Origin of the sequence: Methylocella silvestris BL2, assembly GCF_000021745.1 — a bacterium.
GTDB classification, from domain to species: Bacteria; Pseudomonadota; Alphaproteobacteria; order Rhizobiales; family Beijerinckiaceae; genus Methylocapsa; species Methylocapsa silvestris.
In genome coordinates this window covers 670005-686895 of sequence record NC_011666.1, presented here as the reverse complement: position 1 = coordinate 686895, position 16891 = coordinate 670005, and the positions used below count along the sequence as shown (strand labels likewise).

Here is a 16891-nt window from a genome sequence, read left to right as displayed (position 1 = left end):
GCGCCTCTCCCGCCTGCAATCCCTTGCGCGATCCGGCCGCGGAGGGCAGGGCAATCTATTCGCGTCCGTCGACCGACAGATCGAACGCGGAAAATCCTTCGGCGTTGTCCGGGCGCTGTAGAACTTCCGGATGGCGCAGGGTTCGGACGGTGTCGTTATATCCCGCCGTCCAATGCTCCTCCATCGTGAGGCGCGAGAATTCGAAATCCTTGCAGGATCCCTCATAGGCGCTGGCGCGATAGATGAGGTGAATAATATTATAGACTTTTTCGTCCACTTCGGACTCGAGCAGCCGCCATTCCGGATCGTTGCGGCGGTCTCCCGGCAGGCTCTTCAACAGGCTGCCGACCGCGCGGCGCAGCTGTTGTTGCTTCCTGAATTGATCGGTGCCCTGCCGCGTGCGGCTCGAAAACCGGATTTCCTTGGCGCGCAAATCGACCTCCGCGAGATCACGCGGAATTTGCCCCCGCGCGCTCCACAGATCGACCTGAAAGGCCAGCGTGTCGGCGCGCGGATGGCTGTCGAGCACCCATTGCAGCGGGGTGTTGGAGACGATGCCGCCGTCCCAATAAAATTCGCCCTCGATCTCGACCGGCGGAAAACCCGGCGGCAGCGCGCCGCTCGCCATAATATGTTCGGGCTTGATCAAATGCGTCGTCGTGTCGAAATAGGCGAAATTGCCGGTGCGGACATTGGTCGCCCCGACGCTAAGCCGCGTCTCGCCGGAGTTGATGCGGTCGAAGTCGACGAGGCGTTCGAGCGTCGCCCGTAGTGGCGCGATATCGTAGAAACTCAGCGCCTCCACGGAGCCCGGCTGGCGCATGTAGGGCGGCGGCAGGCGCGGCTTGAAAAAGTCCGGGGCGCCCGCGAAAAGGACGCCCATAGCGCGCGTCTGGTTAATGAGGCTGTGCAGATAGTCTCCCTTGATTTCGCCCATCTTCAGGAAGGGCAGGCCGAGCGGCGAGGCGGTGATCTCCTCCCAGAACTGACGCACGCGCGCCACCCGCTGCTCCGGGGGATTGCCGGCGATCAGCGCGCAATTCAGGGCGCCGATGGAGATGCCCGCGACCCAGTCGGGATGAAGATTGGACTCGGCCAGCGCCGCATAGACTCCGCCCTGATAGGAGCCGAGAGCGCCCCCGCCCTGCAGCAAGAGGGCGATACGCTCGAATTTGGGCCGCTCCTTGACCACATGCGACTTAAGCTTCGACGGCGATGGGCTCTGCATGATGGGCCTCGTGCGATGTCTTCGCCATCAGCATAAGCTGTGGCGCGGCTCTGTTGTAACAGAATATTCGCCTTATGGTCGTTGGCAAAGGACGCCAGGCGAGTTTCGCGCAAGGTCTCCCGGCCAAAAGTCCAGCAACGATGCTGATCTAAGACGTGGCTCCCACTGAAAAGACAGGCCGGGACGGAGCGGGCGGCGCAATTGAATTGGTTGAGGCGTGGCTAAACTATCACAGCCTTCGGCGCCAAACTGATGTTAGCTCTGCCGTGGAAGACGCCGTAACCGGGCCATTGACCAGTGAAGCCTTTCTATCGTCTGCCTGGCTCGCCGGGGGGGATCGCCGACGCCTTACCGACCCGCTTGTGGCTGCGGCGCGAGCCACGGGCGCCGGACGCCGGGCCGGCGTCGCGCATCGCCGCGCTCGCGCTGGCGGGTCTCCTCGCCGGTTGCGCCGTCGGGCCGGACTTCGTTCCGCCTGGGGCGCCCGTCGCCCCGAAATATCTCGAATCGCGCAACAAGGCCGTCGACAGTTCGCGCCAGGACTATCGCGACTGGTGGAGGGCGTTTCATGATCCGGCGCTCGATCGGCTGATCGAGATCGCCTACCAGCAAAATCTGACGCTTCTCAGCGCCGGGACGCGCGTGCTGCAGGCCAGAGCGCAGCTTGGCGTCGCCATTGGCGAACTCTATCCGCAACAGCAGCAAGGCCTCGGGCTGACGACCTATAATCGGCCGAGCCACGCCGACGCCGCCGCCAACCCGCAGTTGCAGCTGAACAATTTCTGGCAGTCGCAGCTCGGCGTCAGAGCCGCCTGGGAGCTCGACTTCTGGGGCAAATTCCGGCGGGGAGTCGAATCGGCAGACGCCGCGTATCTTGCCTCGATCGCCAGCTATGACGAAGTGCTCGTCACCCTGCTTGGCGACGTCGCCAGGACCTACATCGGCGTGCGCACCCTGGAGAAGCGCATCGCCATCGCCAGAGCCAATATCGTTCGGCAGAAGGAGGCGGTGCAGGTCGCGCGCGACCGCTTCGCCGGCGGCGCTTCGACCAAGCTCGACGTCTATCAGGCCGAAAATGTGCTGGGCCAGACGGAAGCCTCGGTCCCGCAGCTGACGCAGCAGTTGCAGCAGGGCCTCAACGCCCTGCGCGTGCTGCTTGGCCTGACGCCGGAACCGATCGAATCCCTGCTGCGCGGATCGACCGGCAAAATCCCGGTCGCTCCGCCGAAGATTTTTGTCGGCATTCCGGCCGATCTGTTGCGGCGGCGCCCCGACGTGCGCGCGGCCGAATTGCAGGCGGCGGCGCAAAGCGCTCAGATCGGCGTCGCGCAGGCGGAGCTCTATCCGGCCTTGACTCTGACGGGGCGGATCGGCGGCTCGGCAAGCACCATCAACGGCGCCAAGCTGAGCTCGATCTTTACGCCGGCGGGGCTCGCCTATTCCTTCGGCCCGTCGTTCCAGTGGAACATCCTGAATTACGGCCAGATCACCAACAATGTGCGTCTCCAGGACGCCACCTTGCAGCAATATCTCGTCGACTATCAAAATACGGTGCTGAAGGCGCAGCAGGACGTCGAGAACGGGATTTCCGGCTATCTGCAATCGCGGCTGGCGACGGCGGCGCTCCGGCGCAGCGTCGCGGCGGCCAATGGCGCGCTCGGCATTTCGCTGCTCGAATATCAACAGGGCACGCGCGATTTCACCTCCGTCTTGACCTCGGAGCAGAATCTGCTCCAGGCGCAGAACGATCTCGCCATCGCCGAGGGCGACATTCCGCTCGCCGTGACCGCCGTGTACGCGGCGCTGGGCGGCGGCTGGCAGATCCGCGAGGGCAATGATTTCGTGCCGCCGGCCACAAACGCCGAGATGCGCGCGCGCACGGATTGGGGCGATGTGCTGCCGCCGGCGGGAGCTCCCAAACCGCCGCCGCCCGCGCTGGCTGCGCCGACGCCCGGGCTGCCGGGCCCGGAAGATGCCGGACCAACCGTGCGGGCGCCGGAATTTTGAGTTTTTTTCGTAAAGGGCGTTTTGCCATGAAGCCGAGGTCCATGGAAACAAGGCGCGCAGGGGTGGCGGTCGGCGCTCAATGGCGGGGCGCCCCTTGGCGTGGACTGGCGCTGGCCCTGCTCGCCGCCGCTCTCTTGCCGCTCGAGGCCCGCGCCGGGATCGGGACCGACGCCGCAGAAAAAGCCAAAGCGCCGAATCCGGGCGCGGTTTTCGCGGCGGCTCCGCCGGAAATCCCTGTGGTGCGGCCGAAATCGCAAACCGTCACGGATTATGTCGAGGTCACGGGCACCGTCGCTTCCGCCAATGTGGTCAAGCTGATCGCCCGCGTCGAAGGCTATCTTGAAAAGATCCACTTTGAAGACGGCGCCCTCGTGAAGAAGGACGATCTTCTGTTCACCATACAGCAGGCCCAATACAAGGCTCAGTTGCAGCAAGCCGAAGCGCAATTGCAGGCGCAACAGGCGGCGCTCGTCTACGCCAAGACCGAGGTCGTGCGCTACACCGCGCTTTACAAAAAGAACGCGGCGACGGCGACCGAAGTCGACAAATGGGTCTATCAGCGCGCCGCCGCCGAGGCGGGAATTCTCGGCGCGCAGGGACAGATCGAGGTCGCCAAGCTGAATTTGGCCTATACCGAAATCCGGGCGCCGTTCGATGGCCTGATGGGTAAGCATCTGGTCGATCCGGGCAATGTGGTCGGCGGGGCAGGGCAGCAGACCGCGCTCGCCGAGATCAACCAGCTCGATCCGATCTATGTGACGGCGACCTTGAGCGAGGCTCAGGTGCTCGACATTCGCGCCAATCTCAACGAGAAGCGCCTGTCGCCCGCCGACATCTTGAAGGTCCCCGTCGATGTCGGCCTCGAGAATGGCAAAGGCTTTCCCTACAGCGGCTATCTGGAATTCGTATCGCCGCAGTTTGATCCGTCGACTGGCACGCTGCAGGTGCGCGGCATTTTTAAAAATCCCGATCGCAATTTACTGCCCGGCCTTTTCGTGCGCATGCGTCTGCCAAAAGGCCATGTGGCGCAAGGGGCGCTCCTCGTGCCGGCGCGCGCCATCGGCGAGGATCAGGGCGGCCTTTATCTGATGGTCGTCAACAAGGACAATGTCGTCGAACAGCGCTACGTCAAACCGGCGGAGCAGGTCGGAAATCTCAGGGTGATCAGCTCCGGGATTTCCGCCGACGACCGCGTTGTCGTCGGCGATCTCTGGCGCGTGTCCCCCGGCCTCAAGGTCGTCCCGAAGCTGACCAGCATCGACGCCCAGTAGGACCTCAGGTCCAGCAAGGCTTTGCGCCATGATATCGAAGTTTTTTATCGAGCATCCGGTCCTCGCCAATGTGCTGGCGATTATCATCGTGCTCATCGGCTCGGTGGCGCTTTATACGCTCCCGGTTTCGGAATATCCGAACGTCGTGCCGCCAACCGTGCAGGTGACGACGCGCTATCCTGGCGCGAGCCCGCAGACCGTCGTCGATACGGTGGCGCTGCCGATCGAATTGCAGGTCAATGGCGTCGACCGCATGCTCTACATGCAATCGACCAGCGCCGCCGACGGCACCTATGTCCTCACCATAACGTTTGATATCGGCACGGATCCGAACATCGACCAGGTGCTCGTGCAGAACCGGGTCAACAGCGCCATGGCGCAGCTGCCGCAAGCGGTGCAGTCGCAGGGCGTCACGATCCAGAAAAAGAACACCAGCATTTTGCAGATCGTCACGCTGGATTCGCCGGACGGGCGCTACGACAGCCTGTTCATGAGCAATTATGCGACGATCAATCTCGTCAATGAGCTCGCGCGTCTGCCAGGCGTCGGCAATGTCACGGTGTTCGGCGCGAGCAATTATGCGATGCGGATCTGGCTCGATCCGCAAAAGCTCTATTCCTACGGTCTGCAGCCAAAGGACGTGATCCTTGCCGTGCGCGAGCAAAGCCAGGAGGTGGCGGCGGGGCAGGTCGGCATGCCGCCCGCGCCGAAGGATCAGGACTTTCAATATACGATCGACATTCAGTCGCGTCTCAACGATCCGGCGCAATTCGGCGAGATCATCATCAAGGATATGACCGCGCAGGGCGGCCAGCTTGTCCGGGTGAAGGACGTCGCCCGCGTCGATCTTGGCGCGCAAACCTATTCGCAGGATTTCAAGCTGAACGCCAAGCCGGGCGCCGGCATCGCGATTTTTCAGACGCCAGAGGCCAATTCGATCGCCGTCGCCAAAGCGGTCAAGGCGAAAATGGACAAGCTCTCCGCCCATTTCCCGGAGGGCCTTCGATTCACCATCCCGTTCGATACGACGATCTTCGTCGAGGATTCGATCACCGAAGTCTACAAGACGCTCTATCAGGCGGGCATTCTCGTTCTCATCGTGATCCTCGTCTTCTTGCAGAATTTCCGCGCGACGCTCGTGCCGGCGACGACGGTTCCCGTCACCATCATCGGCGCCTTCGCGGCGATGGCGGCGCTGGGATTTACCGTCAATCTCTCGACCTTGTTCGGCATCGTGCTTGCGATCGGCATCGTCGTCGACGACGCCATCGTCATTGTCGAAGGCGTCTCGAAATATATCGAGCGCGGCATGTCGGGGCATGACGCCGCCATCACCGCGATGAATGAATTGATCGGACCGATCCTCGGCATCACTCTCGTGCTGATGTCTGTGTTCATTCCGGCGGCCTTCATGCCGGGCCTCACCGGCCAGATGTTCGCGCAATTTGCTCTGGTCATCGCGGCGACGGCGCTGATCAGCGCCATCAACGCGGCGACCCTGAAGCCGACCCAATGCGCCATGTGGCTGCGCGAGCCGACCCCGCCCGACCAGCGCAACGCCTTCTATCGCGGCTTCAATTTCGTCTACCAGAAGATGGAGAACGGCTATGCGGCGCTGATCGGCCGCATGGTGCGCCACGCCGGCCTCATGGTTCTCATCTCCCTTGCGCTGGCCGGGCTCGGCATCTGGGGCATTGCAAGACTGCCAACCGCCTTCATCCCAAATGACGATCAGGGCTATGCGATGATCGCCGTGCAACTGCCGGACGGCGCGGCGCTCGGCCGAACCACGGCGGCGCTCGGCCTTGCAACGGAGATCGCAAAGGCTACTCCGGGCGTCGAAGACGTCATTGCTATTTCCGGGCAGTCCGTGCTCGACAACAATGCGACGCTCGCCAACGCCGGCGTCGAATATGTGATCTTCAAATCCTACGCCGACCGCGAAAAGCAAAAAGGGCAGGACCTCATCTCGATCCTTGAGCATATGCAGGCCAAGCTCAATGATCTGCCGGACGGGCGCGGCTTCGTGCTGGTGCCGCCGCCGATTCCGGGCATCGGTCAGGCGGGCGGCTTCCAGATGATGGTCGAATTGCGCGGCGGCAGCCAGAATTACGTGCAGCTCGACGAGGTGACGCAGCAGATCGTCAAGGCGGCGACGGCCGATCCCTCGCTGCAGCGGGTTCTGACCACCTTCCACCCGAGCGCGCCGCATGTGGGCGTCACCGTCGATCGCGATCGGGCGCAAACGCTGAAGGTTTCTGTGGGCGACGTGTTCTCGACGCTCAGCACCTTTCTGGGTTCGAGCTTCATCAACCAGTTCAACAAATTCGGCCTGACCTATCAGGTCTATGCGCAGGCGGATTCACAATTCCGCCTGACGCCGGAGGACATCCTCAATTTCTATGTCCGCAACAAGGATCTGCAGATGGTGCCGATCAGCTCGGTCGCCTATCTCGGCCATGAGGTCGCCCCGCCGCTGCTCACGCTCTACAATCTGTTCCCGGCGGCCACGGTCGTGGGCAGCCCCGCGCGCGGCTTCAGCTCGGGGCAGTCGATGGCGACGATGGAGAAGATCGCCACATCAACCCTGCCGAAGGACGCCGGCTTCGAATGGTCCGGCATGTCCTATCAGGAAAAGCTCGTCGGCAATCAGCTCGTGTTCGTCTTCGGCCTGTCGATTCTGCTCGTCTATCTTGTGCTGGCGGGACAGTATGAAAGCTGGATCCTGCCTTTGTCCGTGCTCTCCGCCGTGCCGCTTGCGCTGCTCGGCCCGGTCATCGCGCTGACCAGTCTCGGCGTCGCCAATAATCTTTACACGCAAATCGGCCTCATGCTGTTGATTGCGCTGTCGGCCAAGAACGGCATTCTGATCGTCGAGGTCGCGCGCGAGGAGCATGTCAAGAACGGCAAATCGGTGATCGACGCCGCCGTGGAGGCTGCGCGCGTGCGGTTTCGCCCCATCCTGATGACCTCTTTCGCCTTCATCCTCGGCGTCGTGCCACTGGTCATCGCGACAGGGGCGGGGGCCAACGCCCGCCGTTCGCTCGGCATCAGCGTGTTCAGCGGCATGATCGCCTCGACCTGCCTCGCCGTGCTGTTCGTGCCTTCGTTCTTTACGCTTCTGCAAGGTTTTGAGGAGCGCAGGAAGCAACGCAAAGCCAAGACGCCGGCGGCCGCGCCCGCGACGTGACGCTTAAGCCTCACAGGCAAAATTGCGGGGCGATCCGCTTGGAAAATCCTTCTGGCGCTACAAAATAGAGTCATCATTGAGATCGATTCGGGAAGCGGGGGTTTCTACGTCGAGCGAAGGAGTTCCATGGGTTTGACGGCGACGATCACGACGGCGCACACGAAGGATGCTGCGGAGATCCTCGCTTTTCTGCGCGCCTCCGGCGACGAGAAGCTCCTGCCTCGGCCCGATTCCGACTACCGCCGCGCCATCGAGGCCGGGATTTTCTGCCTCGCTCGCAGCGAGGACCGGCTCATCGGCGTCGCCGGCGCCTTTGTCCTCAGCGATTCTCCGCCGGTGCTGATCGAAATGGGAAGCTGCTACGTCGCTGCCGATTTTCGCGGCTTCGGTCTGCAGAAGCTTTTCGTGCGCGCCCGCATCGCCGCCGCGACGGCGCTGATTCATCAGGACGCGCGGATTTTGACGGCGATCACGCCGCAAAATCTTGGCTCTCGCGCGTCCGTGCTGAAAGCCGGTTTCGAGCCCCTGACGGAGGATTCGCGGGTTCTCATGGAGCTTTGCGGCTATTGCGCTGCTCGGCCGGGCGAAACTTCGGATCGCCTCTGCTGCTGCGATTTTTTCTATATTCCACGCGGACGCCAGCTTCGCGAGATCGAAGTCTTGCTCGATGCTCCGACGGTCACGACTGTTCGCGCTAATGGCGAGCGGCTGATGGTCTCGATCGACATCGACGCTCTCGAGGGCGCGCCGCGCGCGCGGCTCGATGCGCTCGTCAAGGCGCAGGAGCCTGCGGACCGGATCGGCGCGCAGGCATGACGCGTCCGCCGGGATTTGCGCTCCCGGGATTTGCGCCCCATGGAGGCTGAGGAGATTAATTTCGACGGGCTTGTCGGCCCGACGCATAATTTCGGCGGCCTGTCGCTGGGCAATGTCGCCTCGATCGCCAGCAAGGGGCGCGCATCGAATCCGCGGGCGGCGGCCCTGCAGGGGCTCGCCAAGATGCGGCTGATGATGGGGCTTGGCGTCCCCCAGGGGATTTTGCCGCCGCATGAGCGCCCGCATGTCGGGGCGTTGCGGCGTCTTGGTTTTTCCGGGACGGACGGCGCGATCGTCGAAGCCGCGTTTAAGGCCGATCCGACGCTTCTCGCCAATCTGTCGTCGGCTTCCGCGATGTGGACGGCCAATGCGGCGACGGTCTCGCCGAGCGCCGACACAGAGGATGGGCGCGTCCACATCACGCCGGCCAATCTCGCGGCGAAGCTGCATCGGTCAATCGAGGCGGCGTTTTCGACGCGCCTGTTGCGCGCGATCTTCGCCGATCCGGATCATTTCGTCGTCCATGATTTCCTGCCCCAATCCGGCAAATTCGGGGATGAGGGCGCAGCGAACCATATGAGGCTCGCGCCGAACCATGGCGCGCCCGGCGTCGAGATTTTTGTCTACGGCCGCTCGGCCTTCGACGAAGGCGCTCCCGATAGAGGATTCGAGCCGAGGCAGGCCCTTGAGGCCTCGCAGGCGGTCGCCCGGCTCCATGGGCTCGGCGAAGGCAAGGCGCTGTTTCTGCAGCAGGCGCGGCAGGCGGTCGACGCCGGCGCGTTTCATAATGACGTTGTCGCGGTGGCCAATGGTCCTGTGTTGTTCGCGCACGAACACGCCTTCGAAGACGGCGAGGCTTCTTTCGAGGCGATCCCAGCGGCCTGTTCGTTCAACGCGTCGCTGATCGTGGCGCGCGAGGCGGAGGTTCCGCTGACCGAGGCGGTGCGCAGCTATCTGTTCAACAGCCAGCTGGTGTCCCGGCCGGGAAAGCCCGGATCGATGACGCTGACCCTGCCGGAAGACGTAAAGTCATCGCCCGCGGCCCTCGCCTTCGCGCAGGGATTGGTCGCGAGCGGGACGACGCCGATCGACGAGCTGATCTTCGTCGATCTGCGGCAGAGCATGTGGAATGGCGGCGGCCCGGCCTGCCTGCGGCTTCGAATCGTGCTGACGGGCGCCGAGCGCGACGCCATGCAAGGCAAAGTGCTGCTCGACGAGATACTGCTGGCGCGGCTTGAAGACTGGGTCAGCCGCCACTACCGCGACCGGCTGACGGGCGCTGATCTCGGCGATCCCGCTCTGCTCGAGGAAGGCCGCCGGGCGCTCGACGAATTGTCGGGCCTGCTCGGACTTGGCTCGATCTATCCGTTTCAACGCGCCTAGCGGCTGGCCCGGCGCATCACGCCTCGCCTATTTCCAGGGCGTGATCGGAGGCACCACGGCGCCGGCCGGGGCGGGAGCGTCGACCGTGCCGAAATCGGCCGGCCCGACGATCTCGAGATATTCCATGTCCGGCGAGTAGTCGAAGAGATAATGGGTTATTCCCGGGCGCTGATGGATGCAGTCGCCGGCCTTGACCAGGGTTTCCTTGTCTTCATACATGAAGCGCGCCCAGCCTTTGGTCATCAGAACGATCTGAAAATCGGCGATATGGCGATGCCAACCGGTGCCGTCCGTCGGCGGCTTTTTCGCGCGCACGAGGTGGGCGATCACCTTGCCATTGGTGGCGTCGGCGATGCCGAGATCGCGATATTCGAAGAAGCCGCGCAGGCCTTCGCCATGAAACTCATTTTCGTCTGCCTTCACGATCGAGAATTTCGTCTCGGCCTGATCCGCGGAAGGCTTCTTGAGATCGACGACGCTCATAATTTCATCTCCTTAAACACGAACGGGTCTGTCGCGGCGGCGGGCAAAGGTCTGTGCTGTTCCGCGCCGGAAGTTTTTTGCAGCGCAATACGAGCCGCCCGATCGGACGGTTGCCTCCAGACCCTTTCGACAAGCGAAAAACGTGACAATTAGGCTGCGCCCGACGGCATTCCGGCCATTCTCGCCCACGCTGCGATGCGGCGGGAGCGCCTGCAACAGAATTTCGGATTTTGCGGCGCGGAAGGGACAAAATCGCGAAATTTATCCTCCGGAAGACGATCCAATTCTAGCGGCGGCCGAGTTGTTCAGAAAAGAACGACTGGCCCTTCACGCATAAAGTGCACAATTCATGATCTTAAAGTTTAGAATTAGTGCAATCCGACCCTTCGTCGACGAATGGGCAAGGTAGGTGTCGACGCCCGTGTCCTCCGGCCGCCGGAGGACGAGACGGCGCCGGTTTCCGTTCGGCCACTTGCAGCGCTCGCAACGGAGCCTCGGGCCTTCCGTCCGCTCACGATGAGGGCTTCTGACGCCGACTAGAATTCGACCTCGAGCTCTTCCATGTCCTCGGGCTCGGCTTTCGCCGCCTCGGTCCATTCCGTCATTTCCGGCATCGCCATGATGGCGTCGCAGTAGGCGCTGCATTTTGCGTCGACCGGGACGTGATAGGTGCGCAGCCGCGTCACGACGGGCGCATACATGGCGTCGGCAAGCGAGCGCTCGCCAAGCAGGAACGGGCCGCCGTAGAGACCGAGGTGCTCCCGCCAAATCGCGGTGATCCGATCGATGTCGGCCTGCGCGCGCGCCCAGACCTTGAAGTTCGGAAAATCGCCCTTGAGGTTCATCGGCAACGCGGAGCGCATCGGTCCGAAGCCCGAATGCATCTCGCCGCTGATCGAGCGGCAGCGCGAACGCCTTTCGAGGTCGGATGGCAAGAGATGGGCGTCCGGCCTGATTTCATTCAGATATTCGCCGATCGCCAGCGTATCCCAGATCTTCAGGCCATTATGCTCCAGATTTGGGATCAGGAAGGACGACGACAGCAGCAACAGCTCCGCCCGCATCGCCGGATCGTCGATCGAGACGGCCTTTTCCTCAAAGGGCAGACCGGAAAATTTCGTCATCAGCCAGCCCCGCAAGGACCATGAGGAATAGTTCTTGCTGCTGATGGTCAGAATGGCCTCGCTCAATGCACACCTCTTCAAACCCTGGATCGAAGCTACGCCTCGGTTTCCCCGCCGGGCCGGGCAAAAGCCATTGGCCATGGCGGCGTGAGCGGAGCATATAGCGTGCCGGGCCCCTGCAAAGACTGACTTTCCCTAATGAATTTTCTTGAGATCGGGTGCGGATCAATGATGTATGAAGCCTATGGCGCACAGGCCAATGTGCTCGATTTTTGCCGTCCTCTCGCTTCGGCGACGGTGGCGGCCCTGCGGCAACCCTGGCCCATGTTTGGCGAGATGTTGTCCACGCGTAAATTCGCGGGAATGCTCGAAACCTTCGCAAATCTCGCCATCACGCATGAGCGTCTGCCTTTCGATATTACGGAAGTCGCGGACGGCAACGAGATTGTCCCGGTGACCGAGGAAGTCGTCGCTTCGACGCCTTTCGCGACGCTTCTGCGATTCAAGAAGGAGACGAGCGCGCAGCAGCAGCGCGTGCTGATCGTCGCGCCGATGTCCGGCCATTTTGCGACCCTGCTCAAGGCCACGGTGAAGACGATGCTGCAGCATCACGACGTCTACATCACCGACTGGCGCAATATAAGGGATATCCCGATCGCCGAGGGCGAGTTCAGCTTCGACACTTACGTCGATCACGTGATCGATTTTCTACGCGTGATGGGGCCGAGGTCGCATGTCGTCGCCGTCTGCCAGCCTTGCGTCGCCGTGCTCGCCGCAGCCTCGATCATGGCTGAGCAGGATGACCCCGCGCAGCCGGCGAGCATGACGCTGATGGCCGGGCCAATCGACACCCGGATCAACCCGACCAAGGTCAATGAGCTCGCGAAGACGAAGCCGATCGAATGGTTCGAGCGCAATCTCCTCGCTAACGTGCCGAAAAAATTCGGCGGCGCGGGGCGGAAGGTCTATCCGGGCTTCATGCAGCTCACCGCTTTCGTGAGCATGAATCCCGAACGCCATATGCAGTCATTCAAGGATATGGCGAAAGCCTATACCGAAAACGACATGCCGAAGTTCAAATTCATCAAGGATTTTTACGCCGAATATTTCGCCATCATGGATCTGCCGGCGGAATTTTATATTCCAACCGTCAAGACCGTCTTTCAGGATCATTTGCTTCCGCTCGGCAAGCTGGAGGTGCATGGACGGACGATCAAGCCGAAGGCGATCCGCAAGACGGCGCTGCTCACCATAGAGGGCGAGCGCGACGATATTTGCGGGCTCGGCCAGACGCTGGCGGCGCAAGATCTCTGCTCCGGCCTCAGGCAGTATAAGAAATCGCACCATGTCCAGACCGGCGTCGGCCACTACGGCACTTTTAGCGGCCGGCGCTGGAACAATGAGATCTATCCGAAACTTCGCGACGTGATCGAAATGACCGCCTGAGCTAAACGGGAGAAACCGGGGCCGACGACAGCTTTGGGGCTGCCGTCGCTCCCTTTGGGCTTTCTAGAGCCGGGCCAGCAGCTCTGATTTCTTCGCCGCGAATTCATCGTCGCTTATGATCTTTTTCTCGCGAAGGGCGGCCAGCTTTTCGAGGGTGACGAACACGTCGCTTTCGCTTGCCTGCGGCGCCGGCATCTCCGCCGCCCGTGGCGCGGCGAAATTCATCTGCGGATCGACCGGCGTCAGGATTTGCGCGTCTGGCGCCCGCGCCTCCTGCCTGGGCGAGGTCGATTGAGGGGGGACCGGCGGCGCGGCGTCCGGCTGCCCCACGATCTTGAGGTCGCCGAGCCTCACGGCGCCATATTGGCTGCTGAACGTCAGCGTCTGGTCGCCGCCCTGCTGTTGCGACACGCCCGAAATATTGTGATCGCCGGAATCATAGACGGTGATGCGCTCGCCCTTGCGGATCGCAAGGCGCCGCGCGCCCGGGAAAAACGCATATTGCAGGTCATTCTGGCTGCCCGAAGACGAGGGCTGGCCGAGGTCGGCCGGCCACCAGCCGCCGCCAAAGCCCTGGGCGTACAGGCTGACGCTCGCTCCCGACACATTGTAGCTCTGCCCCTGCCAGGAGCTTGGAGCCGGCGGTTGACGGACGAAAACGCCATCCGTGCGCGACAGCCCGGCGAGATCGTCGCAGAGCGCGCTGACGCGCCATTTCAGATTCTGGTTGAACATGTCGCCGATCATGATCATGCCGCCTTGCGACCACTGACCCATGCCGCCGAATTCGGGATGATTGAATTGGGCCTGAACGCCGTTTCCGAGCGCCAGAGCCTGGAACAAGGACGAAGCGGCGTCGCTACTGAAACCATGCCTGACGGCGATCTCGTCAACGAGCCTTTGGCCCTCGGGGGTCAGCCCCTGCATGTTGCGTCTCCAGTTTGACTTGAAGGGCGCGGCGGCGCTGCGGCCGGTCCGGCGGGTAAAAGGCATCTTACCATACCGCGTTGCGAAGAAATCGGATTCTGGCGCACAAAAAACGCTCCGCGCGCCAGACCATCGTCTCCCGCGCGCGGTTTTTGCCGTTAAATTGGGCGGGCCGGATCGATCTTAATCGGGGAGGATGACGCGGCGATAAAGATGCCAGGTCGCGTGGCCCATGATTGGCGTCAGAATAGCGAGGCCGACGCCCAAGGTCGCGACGCCAACCACGATCGACGCCGCGACGATCAAGCCCCAGACGGCCATCACCACGGGATTTACCAAAACGGCCTTGATCGAGGTGTAGACGGCGACCGCCGCGCCGACGTCGCGATCGAGCATCAACGGAAACGAAATGACGCCGATGCTGAAGGCGGCCACGGCATAGACGAAGCCGATCGAGACGCCAAGCGCGATCAGCCTGTGTCCTGCGGGAGTCGAAAGGACCTGATTGATAAAATGCGCATAGGACTGCGGCGCCCAGACGCCGAACTGCGCCTGATAGAGCGCCTGCGCCGTCGCGAGCCACAACAGAAATATGATCATTAGCAGGGCGCCGACAGCGACGATTGATGGAAGGGCCGGGGAGCGCAGAACGTCGAAGGCGTTGCTCCATGAATAAGGCAGCCCCTGCTCGCGCCGGCGGCTGACTTCATAAAGCCCGATCGCCACGAAAGGACCGATCAGCGCATAGCCGGCAAGAACCGGAAACAAAAGAGGCAGCGCGTTTTCGCCCGAGGTCGACGGATAGAGAAAAGCCCCGATGATGATGTAGATGACTGCAAGGAAAAGAAGATGCGACGGCATGGCGCGAAAATCGTCAAAGCCCGCTGCGAGGGCGGCCCGGAGGTCGGACAAGCCGATCTTTCGAACGCCGGGGTAGACGTTTGCTTCGCCGTGCCCGGCAATGACATGAAAACTGCTCATGACCGCGGCTCCCAGGATTAGATTTGCTCCGGCCGCCTCGTTTGGGATTGTCGATGGTGAGTATTCAACGGGCGGCCCGCGCCAGAACGAAGTGGAGGCGCGCTTACAACGCTGGCCAATGCTTGGCCGCCGGTTTTGTTCCCGTTCACGAAAAATGTGTCCTGAATTTCTGCCGCTCTGGCTCTCCTCGTCTTGACCTTTACTGGCAACCGGCCCGATCGCGACCCGAACACGCGAATTGGAATTGACGGCTAGCGGCTTAGGGCTAATCTCGCCGCGGGGCGCAGGGCCGAGGCCGTCGCTCGATCGAAAAGCCCCGGCTCGCGCCGATCGGTTTGTCACAATAGATCGATAGAATTCGCCGGTTATTTTCAGGCATTTTTGAAGCGGCGAAGCAGAACGAATGTTCGGTTCCAGATCGCGCCGCAAGAGGGAGAAAAACGCATGTTCGACGCAAAGCAGCTTTTGGACCTGATCGCGGGCGGCAGGCTCGGAGCTGGCGGGGACGCCGCCGCGGCAAGCGTCAATGACACGATTGAACGCGGCAAGGCTGCCGTCGGCGACGCCGCCGCAGCCGCAAAGGACGCCACCACAAACGCCGCCAATCAGACCGCGGCGACGCTCTCAAATGTGCTGGGACAGGCTCAGGAGCAGTTCAAGGGCACGCAAGCGGCCGACTATATCGGCAAGGCAAAGGATCTCGTCGAGCAGAACCCGGTCGGCACGCTGGCGACCCTTGGCGGCCTCGCCGCGCTTTTGATCGGCACTCCGGGCGGCCGCAAGACGACAGGAGGACTCGCAACGATTGGCGGCCTCGCAGCGATTGGCGGCCTCGCCTATAAGGCGCTGCGCAACTATCAAGAGGGAAAGCCGCTGACGCAGGGCGTGCCCGGTCTTGAGCAATTGACCGCGCCGCCGCAGGAGACTCCCTTCTCAGCCGACGCCCATACCAATGACACCGCATTGCTGCTGGTGCGCACGCTGGTTGCGACCGCGGCGGCCGACGGCAATGTCGACCAGGCCCAGCGCACGCAGATCATCGGCCAGATCAAGAGCGCGGGCGTCGATGAGGCGGCGGCCGAGTTTCTCGATCATGAAATCGCAAATCCAGCGAGCGCAACGGACATCGCCGCCGCGGTCGGCTCGTCGAAGGAGCTGGCGCTGCAGGTTTACGCCGCTGCTCATATCGTCGCGCGCACCCCGCAGGAGCTGGCGTTCCTGAAGTCGCTCGCCTCCGCTCTCGCGCTCGACCCTGCGCTGGTGGCTCACATCGACGCGACCGCAGCGTCTCTTGCAACGCACGGCTGACGCCAGCGGCGCCGCCGGGAACGGTTGAACGCCCGGCGGCGTTCTCGCAAAAATGAATTCTGGCCCTCCCGGATCGATTTGGAGACTTTAACGAATGGCGCCTTCCAGCAAAGCGCTTCGCGCTGACGACACCAACATTACCGCGCTGCATACGCCGTCCGACCTCGGCGACAACGCGACCGCCGCGATCGCCGCCGAACTCAACAAACTGACGGCCGACGCCTTCGCCCTTTACGTCAAGACGAAGAATTTTCACTGGCACATGAGCGGACCGCATTTCCGCGATTATCATCTCCTGCTCGACGAGCAGAGCGACCAGATTTTCGCTGCGATCGACCCGTTGGCGGAGCGCGCGCGCAAGCTCGGCCGGACGACGATCCACTCGATCGGCGAGATCGCCAAGCTCTCCCGCATCAAGGACAATGACAGCGCCTTTGTGTCGCCAGCGGACATGCTGGACGAACTCGTAAAGGACAATAAGAGCTTCACGGCAGCTCTTCGCGCCGCCCATGAAGTCGCCGACGATCACAAGGATTCGGCGACAACCAGCGTTCTTGAAATCTACATCGACGAATCGGAACGCCGCACGTGGTTCTTGTTCGAGGCGAGCCGGAACGCCGACGGCGGCGGCCACTGAACCGAGAAGAATTCAATGTGGAGGGCCGGCTTTGAGCCGGCCTTTCTTTTTGCGCCTGATACAAACAAAACGAGCTGGAAGATCCAGCCA

13 protein-coding genes are annotated in these 16891 nt (G+C 62.3%); 8 read left to right on the top strand and 5 right to left on the bottom strand.

Annotated features, from left to right (window positions below; genetic code table 11):
- Nucleotides 1–55: 55 nt before the first annotated feature.
- A complete protein-coding gene (locus MSIL_RS03215; RefSeq protein WP_012589673.1) occupies nucleotides 56–1228 on the bottom strand; it encodes a patatin-like phospholipase family protein in 1173 nt (390 codons plus the stop codon).
- 297 nt (nucleotides 1229–1525) lie between these two features.
- Here MSIL_RS03215 and MSIL_RS03210 point away from each other — a divergent pair, with 297 nt between their 5' ends.
- The 5 genes from MSIL_RS03210 to astB all read left to right on the top strand — a co-directional run bounded on the left by MSIL_RS03210 (nucleotide 1526) and on the right by astB (nucleotide 9895).
- Nucleotides 1526–3235, top strand: coding sequence for an efflux transporter outer membrane subunit (locus MSIL_RS03210; protein WP_012589672.1), 1710 nt, complete (start codon nucleotides 1526–1528; stop codon nucleotides 3233–3235).
- A 62-nt stretch (nucleotides 3236–3297) separates the two neighbouring features.
- Nucleotides 3298–4506 carry an efflux RND transporter periplasmic adaptor subunit gene (locus tag MSIL_RS03205; protein ID WP_187148697.1) on the top strand — a complete coding sequence of 403 codons (1209 nt, stop codon included), beginning with the start codon at nucleotides 3298–3300 and terminating at the stop codon, nucleotides 4504–4506.
- A 28-nt stretch (nucleotides 4507–4534) separates the two neighbouring features.
- A complete protein-coding gene (locus MSIL_RS03200; RefSeq protein WP_012589670.1) occupies nucleotides 4535–7696 on the top strand; it encodes an efflux RND transporter permease subunit in 3162 nt (1053 codons plus the stop codon).
- A gap of 126 nt (nucleotides 7697–7822) precedes the next feature.
- Nucleotides 7823–8512, top strand: coding sequence for a GNAT family N-acetyltransferase (locus tag MSIL_RS03195; protein ID WP_012589669.1), 690 nt, complete (start codon nucleotides 7823–7825; stop codon nucleotides 8510–8512).
- Between the two features lie 39 nt (nucleotides 8513–8551).
- Nucleotides 8552–9895: an N-succinylarginine dihydrolase gene (astB, locus tag MSIL_RS03190; RefSeq protein WP_012589668.1), complete on the top strand. Its 1344-nt coding sequence runs from the start codon at nucleotides 8552–8554 to the stop codon at nucleotides 9893–9895.
- Between the two features lie 27 nt (nucleotides 9896–9922).
- On the opposite strand, the gene MSIL_RS03185 is transcribed toward astB, so the two are convergent.
- Nucleotides 9923–10378 (bottom strand): cupin domain-containing protein, encoded by a 456-nt coding sequence (locus MSIL_RS03185; RefSeq protein ID WP_012589667.1) that lies wholly within the window; start codon nucleotides 10376–10378, stop codon nucleotides 9923–9925.
- Between the two features lie 536 nt (nucleotides 10379–10914).
- Entirely contained in the window at nucleotides 10915–11568 is a 654-nt protein-coding gene (locus tag MSIL_RS03180) for a glutathione S-transferase (RefSeq protein WP_012589666.1), read from the bottom strand.
- A gap of 162 nt (nucleotides 11569–11730) precedes the next feature.
- On the opposite strand from MSIL_RS03180, the gene MSIL_RS03175 reads away from it, so the two are divergent.
- Nucleotides 11731–12948: a polyhydroxyalkanoate depolymerase gene (locus MSIL_RS03175; protein ID WP_041368391.1), complete on the top strand. Its 1218-nt coding sequence runs from the start codon at nucleotides 11731–11733 to the stop codon at nucleotides 12946–12948.
- A gap of 63 nt (nucleotides 12949–13011) precedes the next feature.
- On the opposite strand, the gene MSIL_RS03170 is transcribed toward MSIL_RS03175, so the two are convergent.
- Nucleotides 13012–13875, bottom strand: a complete 864-nt coding sequence (locus MSIL_RS03170) for an SHOCT domain-containing protein (RefSeq protein WP_012589664.1) — start codon at nucleotides 13873–13875, stop codon at nucleotides 13012–13014.
- A gap of 183 nt (nucleotides 13876–14058) precedes the next feature.
- The gene (locus MSIL_RS03165; RefSeq protein ID WP_012589663.1) at nucleotides 14059–14856 is read right to left on the bottom strand and encodes a DUF2189 domain-containing protein; all 798 of its coding nucleotides are present in this window, start codon (nucleotides 14854–14856) and stop codon (nucleotides 14059–14061) included.
- Nucleotides 14857–15300: 444 nt separating this feature from the next.
- Here MSIL_RS03165 and MSIL_RS03160 point away from each other — a divergent pair, with 444 nt between their 5' ends.
- Together MSIL_RS03160 and MSIL_RS03155 are read left to right on the top strand one after the other, a co-directional pair.
- Nucleotides 15301–16164 (top strand): tellurite resistance TerB family protein, encoded by an 864-nt coding sequence (locus MSIL_RS03160; protein WP_012589662.1) that lies wholly within the window; start codon nucleotides 15301–15303, stop codon nucleotides 16162–16164.
- Nucleotides 16165–16258: 94 nt separating this feature from the next.
- Nucleotides 16259–16801 (top strand): Dps family protein, encoded by a 543-nt coding sequence (locus MSIL_RS03155; RefSeq protein ID WP_012589661.1) that lies wholly within the window; start codon nucleotides 16259–16261, stop codon nucleotides 16799–16801.
- Nucleotides 16802–16891: the final 90 nt, after the last annotated feature.

Coding starts and splice junctions, on each gene's coding strand:
- MSIL_RS03215 (WP_012589673.1), bottom strand. CDS start 1,228: ATGCAGAGCCCATCGCCGTCGAAGCTTAAGTCGCATGTGGTCAAGGAG.
- MSIL_RS03200 (WP_012589670.1), top strand. CDS start 4,535: ATGATATCGAAGTTTTTTATCGAGCATCCGGTCCTCGCCAATGTGCTG.
- MSIL_RS03195 (WP_012589669.1), top strand. CDS start 7,823: ATGGGTTTGACGGCGACGATCACGACGGCGCACACGAAGGATGCTGCG.
- astB (WP_012589668.1), top strand. CDS start 8,552: ATGGAGGCTGAGGAGATTAATTTCGACGGGCTTGTCGGCCCGACGCAT.
- MSIL_RS03185 (WP_012589667.1), bottom strand. CDS start 10,378: ATGAGCGTCGTCGATCTCAAGAAGCCTTCCGCGGATCAGGCCGAGACG.
- MSIL_RS03175 (WP_041368391.1), top strand. CDS start 11,731: ATGATGTATGAAGCCTATGGCGCACAGGCCAATGTGCTCGATTTTTGC.
- MSIL_RS03170 (WP_012589664.1), bottom strand. CDS start 13,875: ATGCAGGGGCTGACCCCCGAGGGCCAAAGGCTCGTTGACGAGATCGCC.
- MSIL_RS03165 (WP_012589663.1), bottom strand. CDS start 14,856: ATGAGCAGTTTTCATGTCATTGCCGGGCACGGCGAAGCAAACGTCTAC.
- MSIL_RS03160 (WP_012589662.1), top strand. CDS start 15,301: ATGTTCGACGCAAAGCAGCTTTTGGACCTGATCGCGGGCGGCAGGCTC.
- MSIL_RS03155 (WP_012589661.1), top strand. CDS start 16,259: ATGGCGCCTTCCAGCAAAGCGCTTCGCGCTGACGACACCAACATTACC.